We start from the raw sequence: 16231 nt of genomic DNA, 5'->3' as shown, positions 1-16231 counted from the left end.
TATATATAATAATAGTTTTAAAATTTCTCAAAATTTAATCTATACTTTAGCCAATACATAAGTACAATAATTATCCATCTCGAGCTTTGTCGAGAGATCTCTTTTATTATTTTTATATTTTAATTTTCTAATTTCCTTGTATTTTATTTTTGCAAATTGAAATAAAAAATCCCTGTAGTATATTGAAAAAAATAAAAGGAGAAAATTATGTTTTATTACGACAGAACTTACATTTTAGTTTTGATTGGGCTTCTTATCAGTAGTCTGGCTCAAGCTAATATTCAAAGAAAATTTGATAAGTATAAAAAAATTAAAACTCAAAAATCTATAACAGGTTTTGATGCTGCTAGATATATTTTGTCTACAAATTCTTATAATGATATTTCCATTAAAAAGGTTAGGGGGTCTTTGTCTGATTATTTTAATCCAGTCAACAAGGAAATTGCCTTATCAGAAACTTCTATGACTGATACTTCTATTGCATCTCTTGCGGTTGCAGCTCACGAGTGCGGTCACGTTATCCAATTTAAGGAAGGCTATATTCCTTTAAAAATAAAATCTTATATAGTTCCAGCTGTAAATCTTGGATCAAAATTATCTTTTCCTATGATTTTGTTGGGAATTTTTCTTTCTATAGGAAAATTAGTTAGCATTGGAATATTTTTATTTTCTTTTGTCTTAATTTTTCAAATCATAACTCTTCCTGTAGAATTTGACGCATCAAGAAGGGCTTTGAAAGTTTTGGATGAATCGGGCATGCTTGTTGGAGTTGAAAATGATTATGCAAAAGATATGCTAAAATCTGCAGCTTTAACTTATGTTGCAGCAACCCTATCAACTGCCCTTCAATTTTTAAGACTTTGGATTTTGTTTGGAAATAGAAGAGATGATTAAAAAATTATTTAGGCTTTTTATTTTGAATTTAAAATAAAAGGCCTTTTTCTTTTTTTCACAAATTTTTATACTTCTTGAATCTCTACTATTTTAGTGTACAATAAAAATAAGATTCATAGGAATCTTTATTTATTATTTGAAAGGTCAGAGAAAGTCAAAGAAATTGAGGTAAATCTATGGCGGGACTAACGTCTGATATAGAAAAATTCTTAAAAACTCTTTTGGAAGATACTCAAGATGGTTTTGTTGAAATCGGAAGAAATGATTTGGCAACAAGATTTGAGTGTTCACCTAGCCAAATTAATTATGTGCTTTCAACAAGATTTACCCCTTACAATGGATATCTTATAGAAAGCAAGAGAGGCGGCAACGGTTTTATAAGAATTATTACTATAGTTGAAGATGAAGATGATTATATAAAATATATTATTAAAAATTTAGATAAAGAATTGACAGAAGAAAGGGCAAAAAGTTTTTTTACAGAACTTTTTAACAAGGGTTATATGGACGAAAACGAATTGGGAATTGCAGTTTATGCTATCCTTGACAAGTCCCTTATGAATGTAGAAAAAAATAAGAGAAATTTAGTAAGGCATGATATAGTAAAAAATATTTTACTAAGCTTTCTAATAAGGAGTTAAATATGAAGTGCGATAGATGCGATAACGAGGCAAATGTAACCGTAAAAGCAATTATAAATGGCACAGAACATGATTTCCACTTGTGTAATGAATGTATGGAAAAACTATCAAAAGGAGATCCAAATCTTCTTTTGGATGAAGATTTTAAAGATGGAAATTTTAAAAATCTTGATATAAATGATTTTGATTGGAAGAGCTTGGTTGATAAATTTGTCCCAAGTCTTGATCAAATCATTGATTCTTATTATGATTATAAAATTTCAAAAAACAATTTTTCCTATGATTATTTTTCATCATTAAAAGAAGAAGCTTGTCCAAAGTGTGGAAATTCTTTTACAAATATAAAAAGTGGAGTTTTTGGTTGTCCTAATTGCTATGAAATTGACAAAAAACTTACGGGTGAAATTTTAAAGGCCGTAAATAATTTGAAAAAATATGATGGAAAATTCCCAAGAAAACACAGAGATTTCAGGGAAGTGGCAATAAAAATTAAAAACTTGCAAGAAGAATTACAAAAATCAGTTGAAGTTGAAGATTTTGAGAAGGCTCAAGATCTTAAAGAAAAAATAGATGAATTAAATATGAAGGTGAGAAATTGATAGATTATTACAAGGACATAATACTTGAAAATAACTTATCTTTGAAAAGAAATATTGAAGATTACAATTTTCCTGTTACTCTTTCGGAAAAAGATTCTCTAGAAATTATTGAAAAATTTAGGGGAATCTATGGAAATGAGCTTATACTTCTTGATGAGATAGATGAAAATACCCTAAATAAACTCATAAATGCTGGGATAATTTCTCCTGATTCTAAAAACAAGGAAGCTGTGATTGGCATTGTTTTTAAGGATGATTATATTTTGGTTATAAATGACAGCGACCATATTTCTATAAATGTTTCAAATTTTGGTGAGGATTTAAAACTTGCCTATGAAAAGGCTATGGAAATTGAAAAAGAATTGGATGAAAAATTTGATTTTTCCTTTTCTCCCCAATATGGATATTTGACAAGTTTTGGAAGAAATTCTGGAAATGGGGTTGAGATAAGGCTGAAATTATTTTTATTTGGGCTTTTGGATAACACCCAAGCCTTTTTAACTTTAAAATCAAGTCTTGCCCACGAGGGAATTTTTCTTGCAAGATTTGTTCCAGAATATTTTAAATCCTATGATTACGATATTTATATTTTGAAAAATTTCGGAAATTATAGGGAGAAAATGGATGAGTATTTGGAAGATTTTGAAAATAATCTCGATATAATTATTAGAAATGAGAGAAGGTTTAGGAGAGATTTCCAATCTTTAAATGGATTAACTGATGAAGATATAAAAGATTCTATAAAAATTTTGGAAGATAATTTGGAAAGTAAGAATTTAAAGACCCTAACTAGCATGGTAAATTGTCTTTATGATTTAAAAAAATATAATGTTTTGGGTTTTAAAACAAAATTATCAAATCAAGAAATTGATTATTTAATTTTTAATATTTCAAAATATAAGTACAAGGGAAACCGTGACAGTGAAAGATATGAATTTTTAAATTCATATATGGAGGCTAGATAATGGAAAACAATAAATTAAATAGGCTAACTGGCCTTGCCAGAAGAGAATCATATTCTCTTAGCCATGATTATATAGGTGTAGAACATTTGCTTTTGGCCCTTATGAAAACTGGTTCTCTTGCGACAAAGGCTTTGGAAGAAGCCGGTGCAAATTACGAACTTTTAAGATCAATTGTAATAAATAATATTGGCAAGGGATCTGCAGTAAGGCCAGCAAAAGAATATTCTAATAAAGTAAGACAAATTTTTGATAGGGCAAGACTTTTTGCCCAAAAAAGAAAAAAAGTTTCTGCAAGCGAGGAAGATGTTCTTCTTGCAATTTTAAATGATGATGATTCGTTTACAAATTTAATGTTTATGTTGTCAGGTCTTGATAAAAAAATTATCAGAGATAATTTGATTCGTTTGCAAAATGAAGAAAAATCTTCAAATTCTTCTAATAGTTTGGGTGAAAATCTTAAAAAATTTGCCAAAAATCTAAATGAATTGGCAGAAAAGGGAAAAATTGACCCAGTTATTGGAAGGGAAGATGAAGTTGAAAGAGTTATTCAAATTCTTTTAAGAAGAACAAAAAACAATCCGATTTTGATTGGAGATCCAGGAGTTGGGAAAACTGCAATAATCGAAGGACTTGCCCAAAGAATTGTTGATGGAAAAGTTCCTTTTGTTATGAAGGAAAAAACTATTGTATCTCTTGACCTTGCAAGTATGATTGCAGGAACAAAATACCGTGGAGATTTTGAGGAAAGATTAAAGAAATTATTTGAAGAGCTTGAAGACAGAGACGATGTAGTTTTATTTATCGACGAATTTCACATGGTTTTGGGAGCTGGAGCAAGCGAAGGATCTATGGATGCGGCAAATATTTTAAAACCAATTCTTGCCAAGGGTGATATCCAAATTATTGGTGCTACAACAATCGATGAATATAGAAAACACGTAGAAAAAGATCAAGCTTTAACCAGAAGAATGCAACCAGTCCATGTTGAAGAGCCAAATAAATATGACACTATAAAAATCATTGAAGGATTAAAGGACAAATACGAAGACCACCACAAGGTGGAAATTACAGGTGATGCAATAAAAGCTGCAGTAGATTTATCACAAAGATATATCCAAGACAGGTTTTTGCCGGACAAGGCGATTGATGTAATTGATGAGGCTTGTTCAAAAGAAAGAATCAAAAATTACAAGGAAAACAAGGACCAAGTTTCAAATAAAGAAATTTTAGATGGGCTAATTGAAGAAAAAAATATAGCTATAAATGAGCAAAATTTTGAAAAAGCAGCAAGTCTAAGAGATCAAATAAACGAAGCACGTGAAAAACTTGAAAAAGAAAAAGACCAAACGAAATTAGATTTAAAAATTTCATTTGATGAAGTTGCAAAAATTGTTTCATCTTGGTCAAAAGTTCCAATAACAAAATTAACAGAAGATGAAAAACAAAGATATATGGACCTTGATATTGACCTTAAAAAAGAAGTTATAGGTCAAGATAAGGCGATTGATAAAGTTTCTCATGCCATAAAAAGAGCAAGAGTCGGCTTAAAAGATCCAAAAAAACCAATAGGTTCATTTATTTTTGTAGGGCCAACAGGAGTTGGAAAAACATATCTTGCAAAATCTTTGGCAAAAAATTTATTTGGAGATATGGATAATCTAATCAGAATGGATATGAGTGAATATATGGAAAAATTCGCCGTGTCAAGACTTGTTGGATCTCCTCCAGGATATGTTGGTTACGAAGAAGGGGGCCAACTTACAGAAGCTGTAAGAAAACACCCATATTCTGTAATTTTATTTGACGAAATTGAAAAAGCCCACCCAGATATTTTTAATTTACTTTTACAAATTCTTGATGATGGACGTTTGACAGACGGTCAAGGAAGAACTGTAGATTTTAAAAATACAATAATCATTATGACCAGTAATGTTGGAGTATCATCTTTAAATCAAAACCCAAAAATTGGATTTGGAACTGGAGATGTGGAAAAAGAAATTGATGATTCAAATAAGGAAATAATAAATAAGGCAATAAAAAACGCCTTTGCTCCAGAATTTTTAAATAGGCTTGACGATATAATAATGTTCAACTCACTTGATAAGAACGCCATCAAAGAAATTACAAAAATTTTACTTGAAGAAACAAAAGAAAGATTAAAAAATCTTGGAATAGAAATAAATTACAACAAGAGAGTTGTAGATTTACTTTCAGAAGGCGGATTTTCAAAAGAATACGGAGCAAGACCACTTGAACGTCATATCACAAATAAAATCGACAACCAATTGGCAGAAGAAATATTGGAAGGAAAATTATCAAAAGATATGAAAATTAACCTTACAGTAAAAGAAGGAAAAATAAATTTTGCCAACAAAAAAGAAAAAATAAAAGAAGAAATACCTGTTTCTTAAAAATATAAATAAGCTGCTGTAAAAATTTACAGCAGTTTTTTTAATGGAACAAAAAAACATATAGAAAAATTTCTATATGTGTGGTAGAATAAATTTTAGGAGGAGAGAAATGGATAATAAGTATATAAATATTTCTAAAAAATTAAAAGTTCTAAGTGATCCCAAAAGACTTGAGATTGTAGATATGCTATCATGTGAGGAGCTTTGTGCTTGTGAAATACTAGAAAAATTTGATATAAGCCAACCCACCTTATCAAGTGATATGAAAAAACTTGAAGATGCGAATATAATAAAAAGTCGCAAGGAAGGTAAAAATGTATTTTATATTGTAAACAAAGAAAGCCTAGATGAACTTTATAATTTATTGGGAAAAATATTTGAATCCAGCCTAGATTGTATCTGCAAAAAATAATTTTTTGCCTAATACATAGAAACATTCAAATATATCTATATATATTTACATTAAACTTTCCTCAAAAAAAATTTAAGGAGAAAATCATGAAAAAAATAAGAATATATGAACCAGCAATGTGTTGCTCAACAGGAGTTTGTGGGGTAAGTGTTGACCCTGAGCTTTTAAGAATGTCAAGCCTAGTAGAAAAATTAGATAAAAAAGGAATAGATATAAAAAGATTTAATCTTAATAGTGCCCCTCAAGAATTTGTTGAAAATAAAAAAGTAAATGAAATTTTAAACGAAAAGGGAGAAGATATTCTTCCTCTTACAATGGTTGATGATGAAATAATAAAAAGTGGAGCATATCCTTCAAATGAAGAATTTGAAGAAATTTTATCTATAAAACTTGATGAAAAAAATGAAGAAGAAAGTTCTTGTGGATGTTCTTCTGATAGTGGATGTTGTTGCTAACTTTTAGAAAGGTATTTTATGGAAAAATTTAGTCCCGAGAAAATAAAATTTGGAAAATATATATTTTTTACAGGAAAGGGAGGAGTTGGAAAAACATCTACCGCTTGTGCTACGGCTGTTAATTTATGTGACAAGGGATCTAAGGTTTTATTGGTAAGCACAGATCCGGCCTCAAACCTCCAAGATATTTTTGTGGAAAAATTAGATAATGAAATTACAAAAATTGAAGAAGTAGAAGGTTTGTTTGTTGCAAATTTAGACCCAATTAAGGCAGCAGATGAATATAAGAAAAGTATAGTATCTCCCTATATTGGTAAACTTCCAGATAGTGTAATAAATAAAATGGAAGAAGAATTATCAGGATCATGTACTGTAGAAATTGCAGCTTTTAATGAATTTGCAAAATATATAACTGATAAAGAAACAGAAGATAAATACGATTTTATTATTTTTGATACAGCTCCAACCGGCCACACTTTAAGAATGTTACAACTTCCACAAGCTTGGGATAATTTTATTGAAGATAATACCCAAGGTGTATCTTGTTTGGGACAACTATCAGGTCTTGAAAGTCAAAAAGATATGTATAAAAAAGCTGTAGAAACTTTATCTGATAAAGATAAAACAAGTTTAATCCTTGTAACAAGACCAGAAGATGGACCTTTAAAAGAAGCTGATAGGGCTTCAAAGGAATTAAAAGATATAGGTATTAAAAATCAAATATTATTGGTAAACGGCCTATTAACTATATATGATGATCAAATATCCAAGGCTTATTATGAAAAACAAAAAGAATCACTAGAAAAAATGCCAGAAAATTTAAAAAAATTACAAAATTATCTTATACCTTTAAGAGGATATAATATAACAGGAATTTCAAATCTTAGGGCCTTGTTTGATGAAGATACTTATACAGGAAAAACTTCTGACAAAGAAATAAAAATTGATAAAAAATTAAAAGATATAATAGATGATTTGTATAAAAATAATAAGAAAGTTATATTCACAATGGGAAAGGGTGGAGTAGGAAAGACAACTGTGGCAGCGGCTATAGCTCTTGGACTTTCAAAAAAAGGAAAGAAAGTTCATCTTACAACAACTGATCCAGCAGATCATTTAAAATATACAATAAAAGAAAATGAAAATTTATCAGTAAGTCATATTGATGAAAAGTTAGAGCTTGAAAAATATAGGAAGGAAGTTTTACAAAAGGCAAAAGAAACTATGTCAAATGATGATCTATCTTATATAGAAGAAGATTTAAGGTCACCATGCACACAAGAAATAGCAGTTTTTAGAGCTTTTGCAGATATTGTAGAAAAAAGTGAGGAGGAAATAGTTGTAATTGATACAGCTCCAACCGGCCACACTCTTTTATTATTAGAATCAACCCAAAGTTATAACCAAGAAATAATGCGTTCAAATGGAGATATTCCAGAATCAACTAAAAAACTTTTGCCAAGACTTAAAAATGAAAAAGAAACAGAAGTTATAATAGTAACACTTGCAGAACCAACTCCAGTTTATGAAGCTTTAAGACTTGAAGAAGATTTAAAAAGAGCAGGGATTTTTAGCAAATGGTGGCTTATAAATTCCTCATTATATGCTTCAAACACAACAAATAAAATCCTAAAATCAAAAGCAAATGAAGAAGTAAAATGGATTAATTATTTAAATGACCATACAAAGGAAAATTTAGCTATAATTGGTTGGAATCCTAAAAAATTAAGTGGAGATGTCTTAGAAGATTTAATAAAGTAGTTAAAAGATTTGGAAAATGATTTAAATTAGCTAAATTTTAGTATAAAAATAGGCTTAAAAATTTATTTAAGCTCAGCTCGTAGACAAAGTCAGTTTAAAAATTCATTAATAATTCAAAAATAAAATTACGCTATAACCCATCTCGAATAGATAAATATGCCTTGATTTGGCATATTTATCCCTAAAACTAAAGTGCACAAGCACGGAGAAGTTTGCAAAGCAAACGTGTTTTAGTGTGAGTGAAACGAACGCATGGAGAGATCCCATGAGATTTCTCCGCTCGTTGCACTCGGTCGAAATGGGCAAATTTTTAGTTTGTCAACACTCTGGGCTTAAAAATTTATTTAAGCCTATTTTTTTAAAAATTATTCTAATCCTTCAATAAAAAATGCTGTGCTGTTATTATTTACTAGAAGATAGTAAGGGCTTTGTCCCTCAAAACTTATATAAAGATTTTCTAAATTTTGTTTTAATTTATCGGTCATACTATCTTTATTTCTTCCAGGAAGGTATAGGGTATAAAGATCTTGAAAATCATTTTCTCCTTTTAAATCATCTAAACTAAGAGCTCCCTTAAGATCTTTATATTCAATTTGATAATCTGAATTAAGCTCGCTTTCTCCTGTATTTGAAATTATGGCTGGATTTGTTAATCTTAATATGTAACAAGTTTCATCAAGGTGATTTTCTACAATAAATTTTCCTTTCATCTGGCAAATGCTTTGATAATCAGGGCCACCTTCGGTGTTTGTTTGAGTAAAAGTATATTTTGAATTGAAAAATCCATTTTTTTCAAAGGTAAGACTTTGATAATATCTGTTGTGTACATGCTTGTAAACAAAAGTTTTTCCCTCTAATTCTTTAAAAATCGGATCAATTTCTTCATTGTTTTCTTCTTCTTTTACTTTTTCATTATCTTTGATATTTGAATTATTTTTTTCATTATTTGAAAGATTATTATTACTTGAAATTTTTTCTACGTTTTCAAATGACGTGCTTTCTGTTTCTATTACCCTTTTATTTTCCTTGCATGAAACAAGTAGGGGTAAAATTAAGCCAATTATAATTATTTTTTTCTTCATAAAAATATCCTAATCTTCCTTATAAACTTCTCTTACTGCTTTTTTCAAATCTTTGAAATAATTTGAAATACCAAGAGTTTTCATTGTAAGTTTTACTTCTTTTTCGATTTTTATATTTTCCTTACTTCCGTCTTTGTGGGGAAGGTCATCTTTGAATTCATCTAAGTAGGAAATTATTAGCTTTTCTATGGTTTCTTTGGACTTGTCATCGTATTTTAAACCATAATTTTTCATATTTTCATCTAATAAATTTTCCCCGTTTTTTTCTACAAAATCCTTGGCATAAATTTTCAAATCATCATAAGAATTTCCCATCAAATCATTTACAAGCTTTAAATCATTTATTGCATAATAAAGCCTTGAAGATGTATCACAAATTGCCAATAATTGGATTTTATAAAGACTTTTTTTCCTAAAATCTTTTCCATTTTCTTTGGGAAGATTTGCCTTTATGCTTTCATTTTTTTTCATTTTTTCAAGATCTTGACTATAAATGAAATACAAATCATAAGCATAACTTACACATTCTTCCATAATATAATTTCTGGTTTTCTCCAGATTTTCGTTCTTTTTTTCATAAATTTTATAAGCGTAGGTGCTTTCAAAAAGATCTTCTGCCATAGATTTTTTATAGGTTTCTACACTTTCTTCCTTTTTTCCCTTGGGATTATACATCACAAAAGCATCATTTTTTATTTCTTCATCACTGAAGTTTTTCTTTGTTTTTAAAAAATTGCAGCCAGTAAAAATAAAAACCAGACAAAAGAGGAAGATTAATTTCGATTTTATTTTCATAAATCTCCTTAAAAGACAATCAATTATTTATTTGAAGAATCATCTTCTTTTTCATTAGAATTTTGATTATCATTACTTTCTGCTTTTTCATCTTCTTTTATCTCTACTAATTCAAAGCCGTCATATTTTACTTGGTTTATTGCTTTTTCTTCACTATCAAAAACATTTGACTTGTTTGTTGAATAAATTATTCCGCCATTATTAGATTGAATTTTATCAAAAACAAAAACAACATATTTTGATTTTTCTTCCTTTTTGGTAATTATTCTTTTTTCAGAATCCGAATCGTATTCTGTATCCTTAACTTCATCAAATTTAACCTTATATACCATGGCTATTGAATAAGATTTTTGGTTGTCAAATTTATTTTTTTCCAAAATTTCTTCTTCAGAAAGTTTCTTTTCAAAAATATTTATTCTAGTAAATTCATAATTAAGCTTATCATCTTCATAATAAGTGTGGTCGGTTCCTTCTTTTGGGTCATTATAATCTTCTGCCAAAATTTTATTGGCATCAGCATTCATCCTATCAAGAGTATCCTCATGAAAATCATCCAAAGAATTTACAATTTTTTTAAGACCCTTAACCTTTATTTTTTTAACAAGTTTTTTCTTGTTAATATCAATATTAAGGTCAGAATTATTTTTAAAATTCATAGTAATTGTTATGGTGTCACCATTAGAAAGATTTTCTTTTTTATCAGCTTTGACACTCACATCAAGGCTATCAAGAATATCATCAGTAGAATACTCATCATTAAAAGATTCAACATCCAAATTTTCTATTTCATTTTTAGAAAGTTTTGCCTTGGCATATCCATCAAATCCACTGATTTCAACTTTTATGTCAGCTTTTGATGTATCAACACTTCCGTCTTTTTTATTTAAAATACTATTTCCATCATTTCCCTTAAATTGATAAAAAGCGATTGCCCCACCAATAGCAAGGCCTAACATTAAAATTAATATTTTCTTAATAATTTTTTTCATGAGTTTCACTCCAATCAACAAAATTTTCACATAATATATTTTAATTTTATCATCTAGATAAATAAAATTCAATGCAATAAATTTAATTGTAATAAACTCTGAATCATATATATTTTTTACAATCAAATAAGTGACTAAAGTATAAAATTAAAAATTATTTACAAATAAAAAATATTAATATTGGAATTATAAAAGTAATTAAAAAATTTTAAAGAGGGATAAATAAATTTCACCCAAGAATCATTGATATTTGTGATGACACTTGGGTGAAATTATTAATGTTCAATTTTAAAAATTGTATTAGAAAAATTTATATATTTTATTTTTTTAGTTTTTTATAAGCAAAGAATGAGAGCATGCCTATTATTGAATTTATAACAATTGATCCTCCTGGTTTTATATCGAATTGATAACTTAGAATAATACCAAGCATCATATAAATAATTCCAAGAGTAATTGTAATAAAAAATGTTTGTTTATAACTTTTGGCAATAATTAAAGCAGTTGCTACTGGTAAAACTATTAAGCTAGTTACCATTAGAGCTCCTATTATCTTTACAGATAAGGCTATAGTTATTGCAGCAAGGAGGGTAAAAGATGCATCTAGACTTTTCACTTTTACTCCTGAAAGTCTAGCTGTATTTGGGTCTATTGCTATAGCTAAGAGGGATGAGTATCTTGAAGTAGCTAATAATAAAACCAAAATAAAAGCAATACTTGTATTTATTATATCTCTGTCTGTAACTGATGAAATTGAACCGAAAAGATAAGATTCAAAAGAATTTCCACCAGGAGCAAAATCTGAAAGAATGGCCGCAATCCCTAACCCTGTGCTCATTATAACGGCTGTTGCCATATCACCATATTGGGGAAGTTTTTTTCTGATAAATTCTATCAAAAAAGCAGCGACAACACATACGATTGAAGATCCTAAAAGTGGATCAAAACCTAATATTAGGCCCATCCCAACCCCAGCAAGAGCTGTGTGAGATAGGGCATCACCTATCATGGAAGTTTTTCTATTTACCATTACAATTCCTATTATAGGAATCATAATAGAAAGTAAAAATCCCAAAATAAGTGCTTTTCTCATAAAAGCAAATTCTAGCATTTTCTTAAACTCCCTTCTATCATTTCATATTTTGTCATTTCAATATTTAAAGATTCCATTTCTTTTAATTCATGAGTAACCATAATTATAGTTACATTAAATTTCTTTGAAAGAAAATCTATTGTTTCAAAAAAATGCTCCTTAGAATACTTGTCAACTCCTGCTGTTGGTTCGTCAAGAATCAAAATTTTTGGATTATTTATCATAGCTTTTGAAATCATTGCCCTTTGAGCAAGACCTCCCGACAACTCATTTACAGGAGTGTTGATATAATTTTCCATGCCCATTTTTTTTAATATATCTTTTGCTTTTTGGTAATGATTTTTCTTGGGAATTTTAATAAAACCAAATTCTTCATAAAGATTTAATGAAACTAGCTCAAGGCAAGTTATAGGAAAGGCAATTTTATTTACTATATTTATTTGTGGGACATAGCCAATTTCTTTGAAAGAAACATAATCTTCAATATTTTTTCCAAGAATTTTAATTTCTCCACTATTCTTTTTTAATTCTCCAAGCATAAGCTTTATTAAAGTCGATTTACCTGACCCATTTCCGCCAAGAATAACTGTAAACTCACCAAGATCAACATTTAAATTACAATCTTTTAAAACTGGAGTTTGTGAATAAGAAAAATTCAAATTTTTAATTGACACTGCTTTCATTATTTTCCTCCTCGGTCATTGATTTGTAGAGATTTTCAAGATTCATCTCCATAAGATCAATATAATTAAGTTTGTTTTTTTCCTGCTCTTTATTCACATATTCCATAGAGGCAAGAGGGGATACTTTTCCACCGATTTCTTCGGCTAAAGCTTTTGCTTGCTTTGGATTTTGTCCAAATTCATAGAAAACTGTTGAAATATTTTTACTTTCAGAAAAGTCTATGGCTTTTTTTATAGTTTTAAGGCTAGGATTTTCTAAGCTAGTTAATCCTTGTAGTGGATATTGAAACAAATCAAAATCTCTTGCAATGTAAGCATAGGCATAATGAATTACCAAGAAATTTCTGTTATTTTTATCAATTTTTGAGAATTTTTCTTTATATTTTGCATCAATATCAGTAAGTTTATCAACATACTTTAATTTATTTTTCCTATAAACTCTTTCATTTTTCGGATATTTTTCGGTTAATTTTTCATTGATAGCATTCAAATATTTTTTTGCATTGGTAATAGATAACCATGAATGGGGATCATAAGTTATTTTATCAAATCCAGAAGATGAGCCCTCCATCAAAGGCTCTTCCTTTTTTTCATCTTTTAAAAATTTACCATCACTTCCAACCAAATTATATGGTAGGAGGTCTTCGCTTATCCTATCACTTATAAAAATATAATCTCCATCTTTTGGAATATTAAAGAAAATTTCTCCAGATTCATGTCCCATTTCAAGTCCATAAACCTTTCCTTCTTCAAGGTCGAAAGTTTCTTTTTGATGAATCAACTCTCCCTTTTGGCTCATTATATCTTTACATTTTTTTACCAAATTTTCTCCGCGAGTGCCATCATCTTTTATAAAAGCAACCCTCATCATATCTTCATGAGTATGGCCAAAATCAAATTTATTTTTCCCCTTTTTTAAATTTACTTTGGACATGTATTGAAAATCACCGATAGCTGCTGCTCCCTTATAAGTAATAAGGTCAACAGAATCAGATAATTTTAAAATATCAAGATTTGGTAAATTTTCCTTAACCTTATCAAGCCAAGGTTCCATATTGGCACCATTTACAACCAAAAGATCACATTTTGCAAGTTTTTTCATATCTTTAGGACTTGGTTCCCAAAGGTGAGGTTGCTTATCAAGGGGCATAAAAGATTCCACGTCTATTGTGTCATCACCAATCATTTTTGTCATTTCGTAAACAGGATAAAAAGATGTATAAACCAAAGGTTTATCAGAAGGTTGTTTACTCTTGTTTGAACAAGAGCTAAAAATAAAAAGCAAGAAAATAAAAAAACTTATATATCTTTTTTTCATCCTTCCTCCTTAGAAAGAGGGTTGAAAAATTTCAACCCACATAATCTATTCAGTAATTTCATCAATTATTTGTGCATCAGTTGTGTTTGGTTTTACAAAAGTAGGGAACCAACCCTCATCTTTTAATAAACTTTCCTTATCATCACCATATCTCATGTGGAAATGTGTTAGGCTTTCTTCTCCGTGAATTGGCATCATAAGAATAAATTTATAAGGCGCATCATCATTTACAGCTTCAAAAATATCCCATTCTAATTTATGGCCACCGTGTTCAACTTCTTGTTTTTCAACATATTTATATTCGCTCTCACCGATAACTTCACCTTTTTTATCAGGGAAATCTTTTAAGAATTTGATTTTATTATCTTTTATTTCAAGACCACCAAAATCACATTTTCTTTTCTTTAAATAATTTTCCTTAGCTTCTTTTTCATCAACTTTTTCTTTTTCAGCTAAAGTTTTAAAAGCATTTTGGACTTCATCTTTTTCAAGATATCCGCCCATATCATTCCATTCGCCTTCCCAGTCAGAAAGACTTACCTCTGCTGAGTCTTCTTTTTTCTCTTCAGTATTTGAAGAAGAATCGCTTACATTTGAAGCATCATCTTTTTTCATTTCCTGAGAAATATTTGAACTTGAAGTCTCATCATTTTTTTGATCTTTCCCACAAGCTGTCATAACAAGGCCCAAAGATAAAAGGGCAATTAAACTAAGTGATTTTTTATTTTTCATTTTATTCTCCTTATTATTTAATTTATAAATTTGTATTTTTAGTTAATTAACTATCGACAACTAAATATTAGCAATAAAAATAACAAATGTCAAGAATGATTTGCATTATCAATTAAAATTTTCTAAAAATTTAAAATAAATGGATGAAGAAACTTCTCTACGAAAATATAAAAAAACCAATGAAATCAATAAGAATAGGGATAAACTTTAAAATCTAAGCTATAAGAATTTTTTCTATTATTAAATTTTTAAAACTTATATTTTAAATTTGATATTTGGAAAAATGAAACTTGTAAAATCATTATGAAAATAAATGTTGAGCTTATATTTAAAACTAAAAATTATAAAAGTTTTTTATTAACTGATTAGTGTAAAATGTAAAAATAAATGTCTGTTGTAAAAAATTATTTATTTAAATATAAGAATTCTGACCACATAAATTTGTTTTATTTGAATTGATAATGTCGAGGCAATAATAAAAATTTTAAAATGTGAACTAATCTTTTTATTTTACATAGTTGAAATTTATAAATTTTGTTAGATATTTATATCTTATGTAAAATAAAATTATATTTTGTATAATGCAGATTGTTGACAAAGTAAAAAAATTGCCTATTTTGATCTAGTGTAACGAACGAAGAAATCTCATGGGATTTCTCCATGCCTTCGTTTCACTCACGCTAAAACACCTTTGCTTTGCAAACTTTTCTGTGTTATCAAACTAGTTTTAGGAATAAATGTGCAAAATCAATGCCCATTTATCTAGTCGAGATGGATTTTTTCCTAACTTTATTTTGAATTATTAATAAATTACTAAACTTACTTTGTCTACGCTCTGAATTATATTTTGTATAATGCTAACTTATTTTACCTAGGCTTTAAATTTAAGATTTTTAATCATATACTAGGTTAAATTTTATGATCTATGTAATTTTCAAAAATGTTTTTAAAAATCACTATATATTTGTAATCTTTAAAGTAAAAATCATAAAAATTTCCATAAGCCCAAATTCTACACTTTGGGTATTTTGAATTTCTTATTATTTCTATATTTTTTATTTCGCCAAATTTTATAGATTTAAAAAAAGGAAAAATTTCTTCAAAAATAATAATAGAATTTTTTGTAACTCCTTGACTTTTTAAAGATAAGAAAAATCCGAAGCTTATCAAGAAAATTATGGAAAAATCTAGAAAAGTAAAAGAGTATTTGTAAATTATCAAAAATAAAATCAAAAAAAGTCCAAGGCAAATAAAATAATATATTGGTAAAAACATGGTCTTAATAATTATCCTTTTTTGTATGGATTTTATAAAGATAATCCATACTATTAAACATATTAATAAAAAATATTTCATACTTCCTCCTAATATTAGTTTACCCAAATTTTGGGTAGAAATTTG

16 protein-coding genes are annotated in these 16231 nt (G+C 28.3%); 8 read left to right on the top strand and 8 right to left on the bottom strand.

All coding sequences use genetic code 11. The features are described from left to right. The first annotated feature begins 207 nt into the window (after positions 1-207). From L6653_RS05570 to arsA, 8 genes are all read left to right on the top strand, one after another. The gene (locus tag L6653_RS05570; RefSeq protein ID WP_236785885.1) at positions 208-894 is read left to right on the top strand and encodes a zinc metallopeptidase; all 687 of its coding nucleotides are present in this window, start codon (positions 208-210) and stop codon (positions 892-894) included. A gap of 176 nt (positions 895-1070) precedes the next feature. Continuing rightward, on the top strand, positions 1071-1535 hold the full coding sequence (locus L6653_RS05565) for a CtsR family transcriptional regulator (RefSeq protein WP_058989674.1): 465 nt from the start codon (positions 1071-1073) through the stop codon (positions 1533-1535). A gap of 2 nt (positions 1536-1537) precedes the next feature. Continuing rightward, positions 1538-2134 carry a UvrB/UvrC motif-containing protein gene (locus tag L6653_RS05560; protein ID WP_236785884.1) on the top strand — a complete coding sequence of 199 codons (597 nt, stop codon included), beginning with the start codon at positions 1538-1540 and terminating at the stop codon, positions 2132-2134. Further along, positions 2131-3099, top strand: coding sequence for an ATP--guanido phosphotransferase (locus L6653_RS05555; RefSeq protein ID WP_236785883.1), 969 nt, complete (start codon positions 2131-2133; stop codon positions 3097-3099). The genes L6653_RS05560 and L6653_RS05555 overlap by 4 nt, the downstream gene beginning before the upstream one ends. Further along, complete coding sequence (locus tag L6653_RS05550) at positions 3099-5510, top strand: ATP-dependent Clp protease ATP-binding subunit (RefSeq protein ID WP_236785882.1); 2412 nt, start codon at positions 3099-3101, stop codon at positions 5508-5510. The genes L6653_RS05555 and L6653_RS05550 overlap by 1 nt, the downstream gene beginning before the upstream one ends. 109 nt (positions 5511-5619) lie before the next feature. Then, positions 5620-5922: an ArsR/SmtB family transcription factor gene (locus L6653_RS05545; RefSeq protein WP_070641445.1), complete on the top strand. Its 303-nt coding sequence runs from the start codon at positions 5620-5622 to the stop codon at positions 5920-5922. An 86-nt stretch (positions 5923-6008) separates the two neighbouring features. Continuing rightward, positions 6009-6377: an arsenite efflux transporter metallochaperone ArsD gene (gene arsD / locus L6653_RS05540; RefSeq protein WP_236785881.1), complete on the top strand. Its 369-nt coding sequence runs from the start codon at positions 6009-6011 to the stop codon at positions 6375-6377. An 18-nt stretch (positions 6378-6395) separates the two neighbouring features. Then, on the top strand, positions 6396-8138 hold the full coding sequence (gene arsA, locus L6653_RS05535) for an arsenical pump-driving ATPase (RefSeq protein ID WP_236785880.1): 1743 nt from the start codon (positions 6396-6398) through the stop codon (positions 8136-8138). A 365-nt stretch (positions 8139-8503) separates the two neighbouring features. Here arsA and L6653_RS05530 read toward each other — a convergent pair whose 3' ends face one another. From L6653_RS05530 to L6653_RS05495, 8 genes are all read right to left on the bottom strand, one after another. After that, positions 8504-9220, bottom strand: coding sequence for a hypothetical protein (locus tag L6653_RS05530; protein ID WP_236785879.1), 717 nt, complete (start codon positions 9218-9220; stop codon positions 8504-8506). A gap of 9 nt (positions 9221-9229) precedes the next feature. Beyond that, positions 9230-10015 carry a hypothetical protein gene (locus tag L6653_RS05525; RefSeq protein ID WP_236785878.1) on the bottom strand — a complete coding sequence of 262 codons (786 nt, stop codon included), beginning with the start codon at positions 10013-10015 and terminating at the stop codon, positions 9230-9232. A 23-nt stretch (positions 10016-10038) separates the two neighbouring features. Continuing rightward, entirely contained in the window at positions 10039-11004 is a 966-nt protein-coding gene (locus L6653_RS05520; RefSeq protein ID WP_236785877.1) for a hypothetical protein, read from the bottom strand. 319 nt (positions 11005-11323) lie between these two features. Further along, positions 11324-12115 (bottom strand): metal ABC transporter permease, encoded by a 792-nt coding sequence (locus tag L6653_RS05515; RefSeq protein WP_236785876.1) that lies wholly within the window; start codon positions 12113-12115, stop codon positions 11324-11326. Continuing rightward, the gene (locus tag L6653_RS05510; protein ID WP_236785875.1) at positions 12109-12780 is read right to left on the bottom strand and encodes a metal ABC transporter ATP-binding protein; all 672 of its coding nucleotides are present in this window, start codon (positions 12778-12780) and stop codon (positions 12109-12111) included. The genes L6653_RS05515 and L6653_RS05510 overlap by 7 nt, the downstream gene beginning before the upstream one ends. After that, positions 12761-14098, bottom strand: coding sequence for a metal ABC transporter solute-binding protein, Zn/Mn family (locus L6653_RS05505; protein ID WP_236785874.1), 1338 nt, complete (start codon positions 14096-14098; stop codon positions 12761-12763). The genes L6653_RS05510 and L6653_RS05505 overlap by 20 nt, the downstream gene beginning before the upstream one ends. Before the next feature lie 45 nt (positions 14099-14143). Continuing rightward, a complete protein-coding gene (locus L6653_RS05500) occupies positions 14144-14830 on the bottom strand; it encodes a ZinT/AdcA family metal-binding protein (protein ID WP_236785873.1) in 687 nt (228 codons plus the stop codon). Positions 14831-15739: 909 nt separating this feature from the next. Then, positions 15740-16186 carry a hypothetical protein gene (locus tag L6653_RS05495; RefSeq protein WP_236785872.1) on the bottom strand — a complete coding sequence of 149 codons (447 nt, stop codon included), beginning with the start codon at positions 16184-16186 and terminating at the stop codon, positions 15740-15742. Positions 16187-16231 lie beyond the last annotated feature (45 nt).

This window comes from Anaerococcus ihuae (assembly GCF_928368155.1).
Classification (GTDB): domain Bacteria; phylum Bacillota; class Clostridia; order Tissierellales; family Peptoniphilaceae; genus Anaerococcus; species Anaerococcus ihuae.
This window is presented reverse-complemented; position numbering and strand designations above follow the sequence as displayed.

Bases quoted from the DNA above. Each gene is read 5' to 3' on its own strand.
- L6653_RS05570 (WP_236785885.1), top strand. From the start codon at position 208: ATGTTTTATTACGACAGAACTTACATTTTAGTTTTGATTGGGCTTCTT.
- L6653_RS05565 (WP_058989674.1), top strand. From the start codon at position 1,071: ATGGCGGGACTAACGTCTGATATAGAAAAATTCTTAAAAACTCTTTTG.
- L6653_RS05560 (WP_236785884.1), top strand. From the start codon at position 1,538: ATGAAGTGCGATAGATGCGATAACGAGGCAAATGTAACCGTAAAAGCA.
- L6653_RS05550 (WP_236785882.1), top strand. From the start codon at position 3,099: ATGGAAAACAATAAATTAAATAGGCTAACTGGCCTTGCCAGAAGAGAA.
- L6653_RS05545 (WP_070641445.1), top strand. From the start codon at position 5,620: ATGGATAATAAGTATATAAATATTTCTAAAAAATTAAAAGTTCTAAGT.
- arsD (WP_236785881.1), top strand. From the start codon at position 6,009: ATGAAAAAAATAAGAATATATGAACCAGCAATGTGTTGCTCAACAGGA.
- arsA (WP_236785880.1), top strand. From the start codon at position 6,396: ATGGAAAAATTTAGTCCCGAGAAAATAAAATTTGGAAAATATATATTT.
- L6653_RS05530 (WP_236785879.1), bottom strand. From the start codon at position 9,220: ATGAAGAAAAAAATAATTATAATTGGCTTAATTTTACCCCTACTTGTT.
- L6653_RS05525 (WP_236785878.1), bottom strand. From the start codon at position 10,015: ATGAAAATAAAATCGAAATTAATCTTCCTCTTTTGTCTGGTTTTTATT.
- L6653_RS05520 (WP_236785877.1), bottom strand. From the start codon at position 11,004: ATGAAAAAAATTATTAAGAAAATATTAATTTTAATGTTAGGCCTTGCT.
- L6653_RS05515 (WP_236785876.1), bottom strand. From the start codon at position 12,115: ATGCTAGAATTTGCTTTTATGAGAAAAGCACTTATTTTGGGATTTTTA.
- L6653_RS05510 (WP_236785875.1), bottom strand. From the start codon at position 12,780: ATGAAAGCAGTGTCAATTAAAAATTTGAATTTTTCTTATTCACAAACT.
- L6653_RS05505 (WP_236785874.1), bottom strand. From the start codon at position 14,098: ATGAAAAAAAGATATATAAGTTTTTTTATTTTCTTGCTTTTTATTTTT.
- L6653_RS05500 (WP_236785873.1), bottom strand. From the start codon at position 14,830: ATGAAAAATAAAAAATCACTTAGTTTAATTGCCCTTTTATCTTTGGGC.
- L6653_RS05495 (WP_236785872.1), bottom strand. From the start codon at position 16,186: ATGAAATATTTTTTATTAATATGTTTAATAGTATGGATTATCTTTATA.